Genomic DNA, 13998 nt, shown 5'->3' on the forward strand with positions numbered 1-13998 from the left:
CCGACAATGCAGCACGCCGCTGTCTGTGCCGCGTGCTGCGAACTCATCGATTGCCGAATCTCGGCAGTACTCCGCGCATTCGCGATTCACGAAAGCTCTGAAGTCTTATGACAGTTCCAGATTCGCCGACCCCTGCGGTAGAGACGGACAGCGATTCCGGCGAATTCGACGACGCCGCACCGGTGGCCGTCACGCTCAATCGCACCGGCACCGCATTCATCTGGGCGTACATACTCGCGATCTTCGGTGTATGGACGGCCGTTCTGACCCCCACGATGATCACCCTGGCGCTGCGGGTCGCGCAGGCGGTCCCGGAGAACGCCTCCGTGGCCTATTCGGCGATCGCGGCCATCGGTGCGCTCGTATCACTGCCCGCTGGACCGTTTTTCGGGCGCTTGGCCGATATCACCATGTCGCGCTTCGGCCGACGCCGACCGTGGCTGGTGGTCGCCGCCACCTCGATCATCGTGGGCAACCTGATCGTGGCCATGTCCGGCAGCATGGCGGGGCTGATCGCCGGATGGATCATCGTATCGGTGTCCGGCACCATCGGATTGACGGTGCTGTGGTCCATGCTCGCCGATTCCATTCCGCCCGAACGCGCGGGTTTCGTGGCGGGTCTGGCCGGTGCGGCTCAAGGTGTGGGGCTCATCGCGGGCACCTTCATCGTCCGCATCACACCCGGAATGACCGCGGAACTCCTCATTCCGGCGGTGCTGGGCGCCGCGCTCGTGCTGATATTCGTTGCCGTCCTTCGGGAAACCGACTTCGCGGGGCAGGTTCGACCCGCGTTCGGTTTCCGCGATTTCGTCCGGACCCTGTACTTCGATCCGCGAAAGGCGCCCGATTTCGCCTGGTGCCTGGCCTCCATCTTCGGTGTGACGGTCGGCGCCGCGGTGGTGGCGACCTTCCTGGTCTACTTCATGCAGAACGAGCTGAAGCTCGACGAGGCGTCGCTGCTTCCCACGGTCTTCCAGGCCACCCTGATCATCAATGGCACGGCGTCGATCATCAGCCCGCTGGGCGGCCGCATCGCCGACCGGATCGGCAAGCGTAAACCGGTGTTCGCCACCGCCGGCCTGCTCGTCGCCGGCGGCTGCGCGGTGATGGACATCGTCACCGGGGTGCCCGAATTCCTCATGGGCTGCTTCATTTTCGGTATTGGATACGGCCTGCTGATCGGGCAGATGCTGGCCTTGGCGGCGTCGACGATGACCTCGTGGGAGAACGCGTCGCGCGATCTCGGACTGGTGGTGCTGACCCAGTCGGCGGCCCTGATGGTCGCGCCGCTGGTGGCGCCCGTTCTCCTCGGCGTAGACGGCCCGAACAACTACCACTTGCTGTTCGCGTTCGGAGCGGCCGCCGCCCTGCTGGCGGTGCCGGCGCTGCTCGGCATCCGCCGCCGGTGCTGAGCCCATAGATCCCCGAAAAATCAATCCACACAACAGAAATCGGGTCCCATGAAGATCAAAAAGCTGGTCGCGACCACGTGTCTGTCGGCACTCACCGTCGGCCTCACTACCGCTGTCGCGTGCGCCGACCCCGCACCCGCGAACCCCACGATTCCGCCGGACGCGAGCATCCACACATCGGTCCTGTCCGGCATCAACTACACCTCGAGCATTGTCGACGGCTCGGTTCGGATCAGCACCGACAGCGGCTCGCTCACGGTGCGGGGCAACCAGTTCCAGGTCCTCGACGCCCAGGGCAATCTCGCCGCCGGGTTCCCGCTCACCTACCGCAAGGACGAACGGGACTGGCCCATCGCCGCGCGGATCGACGGCAATACGGCGATTCTGACTCCGGCCACCGACCCCGCGTCGGCCCGCCCGGCCACCCCGGTGGACTTTCCCCGGCCGGTCGCGTCCCAGGCGGACTGGCAGAACGCGATGGCCATGGCCGCCACCGAATTCGGTTTGGCCATCAGCGTCGGAACCTTGATCGGCACCCTCATCGGCGTCCCGCTGGGTTGTGTCGCGGGGGCGCTGACCGTGGGAACTGTCACCTTCCCCGTCTTCTTCGCGGGCGCGCTGGGCGGGTGCCTGGCGGGCGCCGCGATCGGCGCCGCTCTGGGGTCCGCCGCGGGCATCATCCTGGTCGGCGTGCCGGTCGGCATCGCGGCCCTGATCGACTTCACCAACCAGGTCACCGCCCCCGACCCGGCCCCTGTGGCCTCGGGCCGATAGGCGCGAAAGAGCAGTAGCCCGAACAGATATGGCTGGACCGGCTGGTTCGCACGGCCGGTCCAGTCGTCGTGCGTCGTCGCCTTGGGTAGTCCCATCCGAACCTTTCTCCCCGAGGTCTTGACATGACAGCATCACTATCCGTGTAATCAAATGACTAAGTCAAGTGATTCAGACGCGAGGTATGTCATGTCACAACCAACAACCCCGGAACATGGGGTCGGCGCGCACTGGCGCGCACTGGCCGCCGCCATTCCCACCTCCTACGGACTGTGGGAAGGCGGCGATTGGGCCGATGCGCTTGACTCCGAGACTCTTCCGCTGCGGGACCCGTGGACGGGGGAGCAGTTCACCAGCGTCGCCGCCGCCTCGGGGGCCGATGTCGATCGCATCGTCAAGAAGGCGCGGGCCGCGTTCGACAGCGGCAGTTGGTCGCGCCTGGCGCCCGCCGCGCGTGGTCGAGTCCTCATCGCCTGGGCGGATCTGATCGACGAGCACGCGGACGAATTGGCCGTGCTGGTTTCGCGCGAGATGGGTAAACCCGCCCGCGAGGCCCACGATGTCGAAACCGCCTCCGCCACCAGACTGCTGCGCTGGTACGGCGAGCTGGCCGACAAGCTCATGGACGAGTCGCCGCGCGGGCTGCCCGACGCCGTGGCGCTGGTGACCCGCGAACCGGTGGGCGTGGTGGCGGCCATCACCCCGTGGAACTTCCCGCTCGGCCTGGCCATGTTCAAGATCGCGCCCGCGCTGCTGGCGGGTAACAGCCTGGTGCTCAAGCCGGCGCTGCAGACCTCGGCGTCCTCGCTGCGGCTGGCCGAACTCGGCAGTCTCGCAGGCCTTCCCGACGGAGTCTTCCATGTGGTCTCCGGGCGCGGTTCCACGGTCGGCACGGCATTGAGCCGGCACCATTCCGTCGCGTGCGTGACCTTCACCGGTTCGACCGAGGTCGGTCTGGGGCTGCTCGGCGACGCCGCGGCGTCGAACGGAAAGCCGGTATCGCTCGAACTCGGCGGCAAGTCGCCCAACATCATCTTCGCCGACGCGCCCGATCTCGACGCGGCGATCCGCACCGCGGTCTGGGCTTTCACCTACAACACCGGCCAGATGTGCACGGCGGGCACCCGCTTGTTCGTGCAGCGTTCCGTGTACGACCAGGTGGTCGACGGAGTCTGCGCGGGCGCGCGAGCGCTCCGGATCGGCGACCCCTTGGACCCCGCGACGACGTTGGGGCCGTTGAGCAGCCACGCCCAGTTCGACACCGTGCTCGAGTACATCGAGTCGGGCCTGCGCGAGGGCGCCGAATTGGTTGTCGGCAGTGACAGGGCGGTCGACGCGGAATGCTGCGCGATCGCTCCCGCGGTCTTCGTCGGAACCGACCCGTCGATGCGGATCGCTCGCGAGGAGATCTTCGGTCCCGTCGTCTGCATCCAGCCGTTCGAGGACGAGAGCGACGCCCTCCGACTGGCGAACGACACCGATTTCGGTCTGGCCGCGTCGATCTGGACCCGGGACGTGTCGCGCGTGCACCGGATGTCGCGGGGCCTCGATGTGGGGACGGTCTGGGTCAACTCGTACGAGGAGGGTGTGCCCGCGACACCGTTCCCGGGCCGGAAGCTGTCCGGGCACGGCGCCGACAAGGGCGCCTACGCGCTCGACAAGTACACCCAGCTCAAGACGACCTGGATCGCGCTGTGAACCACGAACCAGCGCACCCGACGCTCGCCCACGCGGTCTGGGCTCATGCCGCGAATAGTCCTTCCGATATCGCTCTCGTGCAAGGGAATTGGAGCTCGACCTACGCCGAACTGCGCGAGCGGTGCGAGCGGGTCGCCGCTCGGCTGGTCCAGCTCGGCGTCGAACCCGGGGACCGCGTCGTCATCGTCGGACACAACAGCGTCGGCTGGGTGCTCACCTACCTCGCCGGACTCCGTATCGGCGCTGTCGTGTCACCGGCCAACAACCGGATCGACCTCGACCAGTTCCGGCGGCAGTGCGATCTGCTGGACGCCCGGATCGTCGCCCACGACGCCGAGCACGCGCACCTGGCCGCCGCCTCGGGCAGGCCCGCGCACCTGCTCGACGACCTCGCTGCCGGCGGCGGGCCAGGGCTGAGCGGCGAGCATCCCTGGCCACAGCCCCACGATGACGCGGTCATCAGCTTCACCTCCGGAACGACCGGCGCGCCGAAGGGCGCGGTGCTGTCCCACGAGGCGATCGGCATTGCCGCCCAGATGATCTCGGATTGCGTGGAACTCGGGCCCGGTGACAGCACGCTCGTCCTGGTTCCGCTGTTCCACAACACCGGATTCAACGACCAGCTCGGCGCCCTGCTCGTCGCCGGAGGCAGTACCCATCTGCTGCCTCGCTTCCGGACGGCGGCGGCGCTGGCGGAGCTGCGCGAGCGTCCGGTCACCTACCTGACGGCCGTTCCCAGCATCCTGCGCCTGCTCATGGTCGCCGAGGACGCCGACGCCGCCTATGAGCGCGCACGGGTCGTCTTGTTCGCCGGCAGTCCGATGCCTGCGGCCTGGTCCGAGGAGCTGCTCGACCACTGGCCGCATCTGACATTGCTGCACGGCTACGGCATGACCGAATTCACCGCGGCGTGCACCGCGCTGCCTCCGGAGCTGATCGGGGCCAAGGGCGAGTCGGTCGGACTGCCGTTGCCGGGGGTGCGAATTCAGGTGACTCGCGACGACGAGACGCCCGCCGCCGAGGGCGAGATCGGCGAGGTGTGGGTCGAGGGCCCGACCCGGATGACCCGTTACTGGGAGCAGCCCGCACTGACCGCCGCCAAGATCCGCGGACAGTGGCTGCGCACCGGCGACCTCGGCTACACCGACGCCGACGGGCTGCTCTGGCTCACCGGCAGGGTGGACGACGTCATCAATCGCGGTGGCGAGAAAGTCCTGCCCAGCCATGTCGAATCCACCGTGGCGGCCCTGCCGGCGGTGGTCGAGGCGACCGTGTTCGCGATCGCCGATCCGGTTCTGCAGGAGCGGGTCGGCGTCGCCGTCGTCCTCAGGCCCGGCTGCGACCTCGACATCGACGGGGCGCGAGCCCAGCTGCTCACCCAATTGCCGGATTACGCGGTGCCCGAGCACTGGGTCGTCTACGACGAACTGCCCCGAACCGCATCGGGCAAATCAGACCGGCGTGCGATCGCGCGCGACTACCACGAGGAGAACAATCAGTGCGTACACACTCAGTAATCGTCATCGGCGCCGGGGGCGCCCAGGCGCAGGCCATGCTGCGGGCAGCCGCGCGCGGCGCCGACGTCTCGCGGTGGCTCGCCGTGGACCGGGCGTGGCGGACCGAGGCCCGGCAGGCGACCGAGGCATTGGGAATCGCCACCACGACGTGCGATCCCCTGTCCGACGGCAGTCGGCTCGACGAGCTGCTCCGCGAGACCGAAATCGTCGCCAACTTCGCCGGGCCGTACTACCGCACCGGGACCGTCGTGCTCGACGCTGCCATCGCCAATGGCACCGACTACTTCGACATCTGCGACGACTCCGACGTGACGCTGCCGATGCTCGAACGACGCCGCGCCGCGGCCGACGCGGGCATCACCGCCGTCGTCGGCATGGGATCCTCGCCGGGAACCAGCAATATCCTGATCCGGGCCGCCGTGGATCATCTGGGTCCCGTCGACAAGGTGGACATCAGCTGGACGGTCGACGTCGCGGACTGCACGGACGCCGCGACCCGCCACATCTTCCACTGTTTCAATGTCGTCGATCCGGACGGAACCATGCACCCGGTCCCGACGTGGGAGGACCTGGACTCGCGGGAAGTCACCTTCCCCGGCACGGTGGGGACGCAGACCGTCGTGCGGCTCGCGCATCCCGAACCCATCACCGTTCCGCTCGCGCTGCCGGTCGCTGAGGCGACGAACTACGGTGCGATCACTCCCATCGAGGCGATGCGGGTCAGCTGGGCACTGGCCTTCTCGGTGGACGCGCACCGCGAACCGGCCAACGCCCCGCGCATGGACGACGCGATCAAGGTGCTGGCCGCCTATCGGGACACCCGCCCGGATCGCACGCGCATCGGCAGCGGCCTGCAGATCGACGTGCACACCGACGGCAACGGGCTGCGGTTCACCTCCGGGGCCACGACGACGATGGAGGAGGCGACGGGCGTACCGGCCGCCGCAGGACTGGTGCTGCTGGCCGAGGGCCTGATCGACCGGACCGGGGTCCTGACGCCCGAAATGATCACTCCGGCAGACTTCTTCGCCACCCTGCGGCGCGTCAGCGTCGGCGGCGGCGGACTCGAGCTGTACCGGCTCGAGGGTGGCCGGCAAACCGAGCGCCTGCGTATCCGTGACCTGCTCGGGTCCGCGATTCCCGCGGATCGCTCGCCGGTACCCGCCACTGCCGGTGGCCTCACCCAGGAGTGATCGACGGCCGATCGATGACCGGCTGACCGGCTCGCGGCCGGCGCTCCCGCGATCATCGCGGGAGCGCTGCCGTGTCACCGAGTCCCAGCAGGCCGAGCGCGAATTCGGAGTAGACGCGAGCGATCTGCTCGGGGGTGTACGCACCGTGGGTGCGAAACCACTGCGGCAGTGACGTGCACATGGTGGCAATGGCACGACCGGCGACGCCCGGGTGCGGGGTGCGCAGCTGGCCGTCTGCTGCCGCGGCGGCAATCTCTTCGTCGAGAAGGTGCTGGATACCGTTGCGGGAAGCGGTGATTCGGCGAAGATTCTCGCCGGTCAGGCTGCGCATCTCGCTCGCGCCGATGAAAGCCAGGTCCTGCCGGTGGGTGTGGAAGAGCGCGAGCGCCTCGACGATCAGGGCGACCCGCGCGACGGCGGTGTCGCCCTCGGTGCGCGCCGCGCCCACACGCCAATGCAATTCGTCCATGGTGAGGTCGAGGATTCGGACCAGCAGGGTCTGCTTGTCGCGGTAGTGGTGATACACCCCGGGGACGCTCATCCCGGCGCGATGCGCGAGCGAGCGCATGGTGGCGCCGTGATAGCCGGTGGCGACGAACAATTCGAGGGCGGCGCGCAGCACGGGGTCGATATCGAGGGGCGGAAAATCCCGCCAATCGGGCTGTCCGTCCGATCGGCTCGGCGGGGTCGCCCGGCTTCCGGGGTCGGCATCCCTCGCCGCTTCCTCTGTGGCGTCGAGCAATTCGCGCACGTCCATGTGCAGGGCCTGGGCGATCACCTGCAGCCGATCCACGCTGAGCCCGGTCGTCCCGCCCTCGATCGCGTTCATCGTGGCCGGGCTGACGCCGATCCGTCTCGCCAGTTCGCGCTGTGAGACTCCCGCCGCGCGGCGAGCGCGGCGAACCGCCTGGGGTACGGGTATCGGCATCTGAACGTGCTCCGATCTCGGCTGTTCGGCTGCGAGTGTTCAGCAATTCCGAACTCTTGGACTATTTGTCCTGAATATGTGAGTGTAGCCCTCAGTTCGGACCGAACGATCGTTCGGGGGAGTAGAGACTGTCACCTGTCGAGGAGTAGCGGATGTCCATCGATCTTTCTCATCCACCACTGGTGCTGGAGCTGGTCGAACGAACCAGCGCCTTCATCGCCGACGTGGTGCTGCCCCTCGAGGACCAGCACCTCGGCGACATCACCGCGGCCGGTGGCGACGCGACCCGCGTCGAGCTGCAGGAGCAGGCGCGGAAGGCGGGAATCTTCGCACCGCACGCGCCGGTCGAGTACGGCGGTCACGGGCTGACCATGGCCGAGCGTGCACCGGTTTTCGAGGCAGCAGGCTACTCGCTGTTCGGACCCACGGCCTTGAACATCGCCGCGCCGGACGAGGGCAATGTCCATCTGCTCGCCCATGTCGCGGACGCGGCGCAGCGGCAGCAGTTCCTCGAACCCCTCGCGCGGGGCGATGTGCGATCCGCCTTCGCGATGACCGAACCGGCACCGGGCGCGGGCTCGGATCCGGCGGCGCTGAACACCCGTGCCGAACGGGTCGACGGCGGCTGGCGGATCACCGGGCACAAATGGTTCATCACCGGCGCCGACGGGGCGGGCTTCTTCATCATCTTCGCCCGCACCTCCGGCGAACCCGGGCAGCGCGGCGGCGCCACCATGTTCCTGACCCCGGCCGACGCGCCGGGTCTGCACGTGGGCCGGCATATCGGAACGCTGGACAAATCGATGCTCGGCGGGCACTGCGAGGTGTTCTTCGAGGACCTGTTCGTGCCCGACTCCGGGGTGCTCGGTGAGGTCGATCGCGGGTTCGAGTACGTGCAGGTGCGCCTCGGGCCCGCCCGCATGACCCATGTCATGCGCTGGCTCGGCGCGGCCCGCCGCGGCCACGACATCGCCGTCGCCCAGGTCGCGAAACGGGAAGCGTTCGGATCCACCCTGGGCGATCTCGGCATGATCCAGAAGATGGTGGCGGACAACGAGATCGACATCGCGGCCACGCGGGCGTTGCTGACCAGGGCGTGCTGGGAACTGGATCAGGGGCAGGCCGCCTCGAACTCCACGTCGATCGCGAAAACCTTTGCCTCCGAGGCGATCTTCCGCATCGTGGACCGCAGCGTCCAGATGTGCGGCGGTCTCGGCGTCTCCGACGATCTGCCGCTGGCTCGGCTCGCACGCGAGGTGCGGCCGTTCCGGATCTACGACGGCCCCTCGGAAGTGCATCGCTGGGCCATCGCCAAACGAGTGATCGGTGCCGCGAAACGAGCCGCGAAGGAAGCCGAATGAGCTTGCCGGGAATGGATGTCGACGCACTGCGGGCACATCTCGAGGCCGCCGGCGTCGGAGTCGAGGGTGAGCTCAGGGTCGAGCTGATCAGTGGCGGCCGGTCGAACCTGACCTTCAAAGCCTACGACGACGTGTCCACCTGGGTGGTGCGCCGTCCGCCGACCAGCGGACTCACGCCCTCCGCGCACGATATGGCGCGGGAGTACACCGTGACCGCCGGGCTACAGGGCACCCGGGTGCCGGTCGCGCGCAACATCACCTTCGACGCCGAGGGCGTCGCGCTGGGCGCGCCGATGACTGTCGTCGAATACATCGAGGGCACGGTGTTCCGGGACCGGTCCGAGTTGGGGGCGCTCACCGACCCGCAGCTCGAATCCGCCGCCGACGCGCTGGTCGCGACGCTCGCCGAACTGCACGCGGTCGACTATCGGGCGGTCGGACTGGAGAACTTCGGTCGCCCGGAGGGCTTCGTCGCCCGTCAGGTCGCCCTGTGGGCGCGGCAGTGGGAACGGGTCAAGACCCGCGAACTGGCCGATGTCGCGGCGCTGGGGGCGGCGCTGTCCGACGCGATTCCGGGAACGTCCGAGTCGGCGATCGTGCACGGCGACTTCCGAATCGACAATGCGATCCTGGATTCCGGTGCGCCCCATATCGTTCGCGCCGTCATCGATTGGGAGATGTCGACGCTGGGCGACCCGCTCACCGATATCGCGCTGATGTGCGTCTACCGTTCGCCGATCTTCGATGTCGTCCTCGGTGTCGAAGCCGCGTGGACCAGTCCGCGATTGCCGTCTCCGGACGCGCTGGCCCAGCGGTACGCGACCCTGTCCGGCCGCGACCTCGGAAGCTGGAATTTCTATCTCGCGCTGGCCAATTTCAAACTCGGCGTCATCGCCGAAGGCATCACCCACCGCGCGCTGCGGGGTTCGGACGCGGGGGACGCGCTGCGCGCCGCGGACAGCACCCCGGAGTTCATGGCCGCGGGTCTGCGTGCGCTGCACGGGAAATCGGCATGAGCACGCGGTCCGAACCGCGGTCTGACACCTCGAAGGAACCGACCATGAACCATGTACTCGACCTCTTCCGCCTCGACGACAAGGTCGCGGTCGTGACCGGCGCCAGTTCCGGCCTGGGCGCGGGATTCGCGCGGGCACTGGCGCAGGCGGGCGCGGATGTCGTGCTCGCCGCACGCCGCGCCGACAAACTGGAGGAGGTCGCGCGCGGCGTGCGCGACCTCGGTGGACGCGCCCTGGTCGTCGAGGCCGACGTGAGCGATCCCGCGCAGTGCGACGATCTGGCCGCGGCCGCCATGGCCGAGTTCGGTCGCATCGACATCCTGGTCAACAACGCCGGTATCGGTACCGCCGTGCCCGCGTTGAAGGAGCGCCCCGAACAGTTCCGGCGCGTCATCGATCTCAATCTCAACGGGGCGTACTGGACCGCGCAGGCGTGCGGACGGCACATGACCCCGGGTTCGAGCATCGTCAATATCGCCAGCGTGCTGGGCCTCATCAAATCCTATGGCCCGCAAGCGGCCTACTCCGCGAGCAAGGCGGGTCTCATCGGGCTGACCCGCGACCTGGCCCAGCAGTGGTCGGGCCGCCGCGGTATTCGAGTGAACGCCATCGCGCCCGGCTACTTCGCCAGCGAGATGACCGCCACCGTTCCCGAGGACCTGCTCATGCCCTTCGTCCGGCAGCACAGCCCCCTGGGCCGGCTGGGTGAACAGCACGAACTGGACGCCGCCGTGGTGTTTCTCGCCAGCCCGGCCAGCTCGTACATCACCGGAACGACCCTCGCCGTCGACGGCGGTATGTCGGGGCACTGATCGACGTCGAACCTTCGGCCTAGCCGGACTTCTCGGCGACCCACGCCGCGATCTGCGCGCGTGAGGTGAAGCCGAGCTTGGTGAGGATGTGCTCGACATGGCCCTGCGCGGTGCGCTGGGAGATCACCAGCCGCGTCGCGATCTGCTTGTTCGTCAGCCCTTCGGCGACCAGGTCCGCGACCTCGCGTTCACGCTTGGTCAACGTCGCCGCTCCCGTGGAAGACGTTTCCGCCGCCGGTTCTTCCAGCGCGTAGGCGACCGCCGCATCGAATCCCATCGATCGACCACGGTGCCATGCGGCATCGAAACGCTTGTCGCCGAGGGTTTTCCGTACCAGCTGTTCGGTATCGAGGTGGTACTGATCCAATTCCGGATAGAAGAAGACGATGCCGCCGGAGGCCGACCACATCAGCTCGTCCGCCGCGCCCATCAGCACCGCGGCGCGCTCACCGTCGGAATCGGCCACGATCCACGCGAGCGCTTCGAGGCCGAGCGCCGCGTTGATCGGACCGCGCACCTGCCGACTGATCCGTACCGCTTCCCGTTGCAGTTCCTGTGCGCGTCGGCGATCACCCTGCTGCCACACCGCGAGCCCGAGCGCCGACACCGCGAGTGACCGGAACAACGACTCACCGTATGCCTCGGTGATGGACAACATCCGCTGATAGCACTCGATCGCCTGCTCGATGTCGCCCAGCCGGGCATGCGCGGCGCCGAGGTCCGACAACGCGGATACCGACAACCAGCTTCGACTGTCCGACCCGAACACCGCGATCGCACGACCCACGCACGACACCGCGCGCTCGGGCTCGTCGAGGTAGATGGCGAGGGTTCCTTCGGCATAACTGATCAGCGCCTCGTTCCAGGGCGTACGGTCCTGCTCGACGAGCGCGTGCCCCTGCTCCAGCAGGGCGACAGCTCGCGGCAGGTCCCGTTGCATCGCCGCCATGGAGATATCGGCGTACACGGCGCCGACCCGGTCGGATGTGGCAGCGGCACACGGGTGGGCCAGGAGCCGGTCGATCCAGCGCCGGCCCTCGCCGAATTGCCCCCGGACGCTCCAGAACACATAGAGGGCGGACGTCGTGCGGAGCCCGGCCGCCGCCGATTCCTCGGTGTGGTCGGACTCGCAGAACTCCAGCGCCGCACGCAGGTTCGGCTCTTCGTGCTGCACCCGGTTCAGCCAGGGGAGTTGTCTGTCGCTGATCAGGTCGGCCTCGGCGTCGAGCACCAGCCGCAGGCACCAATTCCGGTGCCGGCGAAGCAGGTCCGCTTCCTCACCGCTCTCCCGCAGCTTCGCCAGCCCGTAGTCCCGCACCGTCTCCAGCATTCGGAAGCGCACGGCGCCTTCGTGTTCCTCCCGGACGACGATCGATTTGTCCACCAATCCGGACAGCGCATCGAGCAGCTCCGCCGGAGCGGTCTCGGCGCCGCAGACGAATTCGACGGCGTCCAGTTCGAATCCACCGGCGAAGACCGACAGCCGGGCCCACAGCCGTTGCTCGGCCGGGGTGCACAGCTCGTAACTCCAGTCGGTGCACCAGCTCAGCGTCTGTTGCCGGGTGGGTGCCGTCCGGCTGCCGTGGGTGAGCAGGTCGAACCGATCGGTCAGCCGCTGCAGGATCTGTTCCGGTGACATGGTCCGCATCCGCGCGGCCGCCAGCTCGATCGCCAGCGGCAATCCGTCCAAGCGGGAACAGATCCCGACCACCGCGTCCTTGTTCCGCTCGTTCGGTACGAACCCGGGCACCACCGTCGCCGCGCGCTCGGAGAACAAGGTCACCGCATCGTATTTCGGCAGCTCTCGCAATGCTGGTTCGTGGCGCGCGGGCACGGCGAGCGGCGGCAGCCGTTGAGCGGTCTCGCCGCCGATGTCGAGCGGCTCGCGGCTGGTGGCGAGAATCTTGACCCTGGGGCACGCCCGTAGGAGCGATTCGGCCAACTCGGCCACCGAGTCGACGATCTGCTCGCAATTGTCCACGACGAGCAGGGTTTCGCGGGAACGCAGCGACTCCACCAGCAGATCCTGGGCCGGCCGGGACGAGTCCACCCGAACACCCACGGCGGCCGCGACGACGTCGGCCACCAATGACGGATCGTGTACCTCGGCCAGTTCGATCACCGATACCCCGTCGGCGAAGTCCCGCCGCGTCGCCGAGGCCGCCCGGAGGGCCAGCCGGGTCTTGCCCACGCCACCCGGACCGACCAGTGTCACCAACCGGCATGCGGTCAGCCGATTCTTGAGTTCGGTCAGCTCGGCGCGCCTGCCCACGAAACTGGTCAGCTCGCCGGGAAGGCCGTGGTCTCCGGCGGTTCGCGGCCCGCTCTCGAGCTCGCGCGCCGCGGCCGGACTGTTCCGAGATGCGGTCCGGCGCACGGGATATCCGCGTCGCAGTTGTATCTGCCCGATCGCCGTGCCCAGGTCGGCGGCCGAGGGTCGTTGTTCCGGATCGCGGTGCATCGCGGATTCCACGATGCCGGACACGTCGGCGGGGATGCCGTGTTCCCGCAGGTCGGGTACCGGCTGTGTGCTGATCCGCACGAACTGCGCGACGACCTGTTCGCCGCTGCGGCGCTCGTAGGCGGCATGTCCGGTCAGCGCGCAGAACAGGGTGGCGCCGAGCCCGTAGACATCCGCGGCCGGGGTCGGGGTCCGACCTTCGAGCACCTCCGGCGCGGTGAACGCCGGCGAGGCCGTCACGACACCCGTGGCGGTCTCGAATCCGCCTGCGATGCGGGCGATCCCGAAGTCGGTCAAGGCCGGTTCACCGGCATCGGTGAGCAGAATGTTGCCCGGCTTCACGTCGCGGTGCAGGATGCCGAGCCGATGGGCGAACTCGAGTGCCTCGGCGATTCCGGCCCCGATCCGCAGTACGTCATCAACCGCGAGTGGACCCGTTCGCCGGATCCGCGCGTCCAGCGAGTCCGGGTAGTACGGCATCACGAGATAGGGCCGCCCACCGCCGGTGACACCGGCCTCGAGCACCGTGACGATATTCGGATGACCGGTCAATCGGCCCATCGCCCGCTGCTCGCGCACGAACCGGGCGCGGTTCTCCTCGTCCAGTTCCCCGGCCGACACCTTCACCGCGACCGTGCGGTCCAGGCCCACCTGCCGACAGCGATAGACGGCGCCGAAACCACCGTGACCGATCTGCTCGGCGTCCTCGAATCCGGCCGCGCTCAAGTCCGACGCGACCACCGGGCCCGCGTCACGCTGAGTTTCGAGCGGATCATTGTCGACCATCAGCGACGCACTTTCGACAACTCCCACCCTAACGCCGAGTCGT

General features: G+C 68.3%; 10 protein-coding genes. 8 read left to right on the top strand and 2 right to left on the bottom strand.

What is annotated here, in order from left to right; all coding sequences use genetic code 11:
- The first annotated feature begins 107 nt into the window (after positions 1 to 107).
- The 5 genes from ABZ382_RS23780 to ABZ382_RS23800 all read left to right on the top strand — a co-directional run bounded on the left by ABZ382_RS23780 (position 108) and on the right by ABZ382_RS23800 (position 6591).
- Positions 108 to 1412 (top strand): MFS transporter, encoded by a 1305-nt coding sequence (locus tag ABZ382_RS23780; protein WP_357092556.1) that lies wholly within the window; start codon positions 108 to 110, stop codon positions 1410 to 1412.
- 48 nt (positions 1413 to 1460) lie between these two features.
- On the top strand, positions 1461 to 2186 hold the full coding sequence (locus ABZ382_RS23785; protein ID WP_357092559.1) for a hypothetical protein: 726 nt from the start codon (positions 1461 to 1463) through the stop codon (positions 2184 to 2186).
- Positions 2187 to 2372: 186 nt separating this feature from the next.
- Positions 2373 to 3881, top strand: a complete 1509-nt coding sequence (locus ABZ382_RS23790; protein ID WP_357092562.1) for an aldehyde dehydrogenase family protein — start codon at positions 2373 to 2375, stop codon at positions 3879 to 3881.
- A complete protein-coding gene (locus tag ABZ382_RS23795) occupies positions 3878 to 5398 on the top strand; it encodes a class I adenylate-forming enzyme family protein (RefSeq protein WP_357092565.1) in 1521 nt (506 codons plus the stop codon). Before ABZ382_RS23790 ends, ABZ382_RS23795 begins: the two co-directional genes overlap by 4 nt.
- The gene (locus ABZ382_RS23800) at positions 5380 to 6591 is read left to right on the top strand and encodes a saccharopine dehydrogenase NADP-binding domain-containing protein (RefSeq protein ID WP_357092568.1); all 1212 of its coding nucleotides are present in this window, start codon (positions 5380 to 5382) and stop codon (positions 6589 to 6591) included. The genes ABZ382_RS23795 and ABZ382_RS23800 overlap by 19 nt, the downstream gene beginning before the upstream one ends.
- A 52-nt stretch (positions 6592 to 6643) precedes the next feature.
- Here the strand turns inward: ABZ382_RS23800 and ABZ382_RS23805 are convergent, their stop codons facing one another.
- The gene (locus tag ABZ382_RS23805; RefSeq protein WP_357092571.1) at positions 6644 to 7519 is read right to left on the bottom strand and encodes a TetR family transcriptional regulator; all 876 of its coding nucleotides are present in this window, start codon (positions 7517 to 7519) and stop codon (positions 6644 to 6646) included.
- A 152-nt stretch (positions 7520 to 7671) separates the two neighbouring features.
- Between ABZ382_RS23805 and ABZ382_RS23810 the strand changes: the two genes are divergently transcribed.
- Genes ABZ382_RS23810 through ABZ382_RS23820 form a run of 3 tightly spaced genes read left to right on the top strand, consistent with a single transcriptional unit; the run spans position 7672 to position 10708 of the window.
- Positions 7672 to 8880 carry an acyl-CoA dehydrogenase family protein gene (locus ABZ382_RS23810; RefSeq protein ID WP_357092574.1) on the top strand — a complete coding sequence of 403 codons (1209 nt, stop codon included), beginning with the start codon at positions 7672 to 7674 and terminating at the stop codon, positions 8878 to 8880.
- A complete protein-coding gene (locus ABZ382_RS23815) occupies positions 8877 to 9896 on the top strand; it encodes a phosphotransferase family protein (protein WP_357092577.1) in 1020 nt (339 codons plus the stop codon). The genes ABZ382_RS23810 and ABZ382_RS23815 overlap by 4 nt, the downstream gene beginning before the upstream one ends.
- A 44-nt stretch (positions 9897 to 9940) precedes the next feature.
- Positions 9941 to 10708, top strand: a complete 768-nt coding sequence (locus ABZ382_RS23820; RefSeq protein ID WP_357092580.1) for a glucose 1-dehydrogenase — start codon at positions 9941 to 9943, stop codon at positions 10706 to 10708.
- A gap of 19 nt (positions 10709 to 10727) precedes the next feature.
- Here ABZ382_RS23820 and ABZ382_RS23825 read toward each other — a convergent pair whose 3' ends face one another.
- The gene (locus tag ABZ382_RS23825) at positions 10728 to 13955 is read right to left on the bottom strand and encodes a protein kinase (RefSeq protein ID WP_357092582.1); all 3228 of its coding nucleotides are present in this window, start codon (positions 13953 to 13955) and stop codon (positions 10728 to 10730) included.
- Positions 13956 to 13998: the final 43 nt, after the last annotated feature.

This window comes from Nocardia sp. NPDC005825 (genome assembly GCF_040630175.1).
Classification (GTDB): domain Bacteria; phylum Actinomycetota; class Actinomycetes; order Mycobacteriales; family Mycobacteriaceae; genus Nocardia.

What these genes read in the sequence shown, in the direction of transcription:
- ABZ382_RS23805 (WP_357092571.1), bottom strand. Translation starts at nt 7,519, where the DNA reads ATGCCGATACCCGTACCCCAGGCGGTTCGCCGCGCTCGCCGCGCGGCG.
- ABZ382_RS23825 (WP_357092582.1), bottom strand. Translation starts at nt 13,955, where the DNA reads ATGGTCGACAATGATCCGCTCGAAACTCAGCGTGACGCGGGCCCGGTG.
- ABZ382_RS23785 (WP_357092559.1), top strand. Translation starts at nt 1,461, where the DNA reads ATGAAGATCAAAAAGCTGGTCGCGACCACGTGTCTGTCGGCACTCACC.
- ABZ382_RS23820 (WP_357092580.1), top strand. Translation starts at nt 9,941, where the DNA reads ATGAACCATGTACTCGACCTCTTCCGCCTCGACGACAAGGTCGCGGTC.
- ABZ382_RS23810 (WP_357092574.1), top strand. Translation starts at nt 7,672, where the DNA reads ATGTCCATCGATCTTTCTCATCCACCACTGGTGCTGGAGCTGGTCGAA.
- ABZ382_RS23815 (WP_357092577.1), top strand. Translation starts at nt 8,877, where the DNA reads ATGAGCTTGCCGGGAATGGATGTCGACGCACTGCGGGCACATCTCGAG.
- ABZ382_RS23780 (WP_357092556.1), top strand. Translation starts at nt 108, where the DNA reads ATGACAGTTCCAGATTCGCCGACCCCTGCGGTAGAGACGGACAGCGAT.
- ABZ382_RS23790 (WP_357092562.1), top strand. Translation starts at nt 2,373, where the DNA reads ATGTCACAACCAACAACCCCGGAACATGGGGTCGGCGCGCACTGGCGC.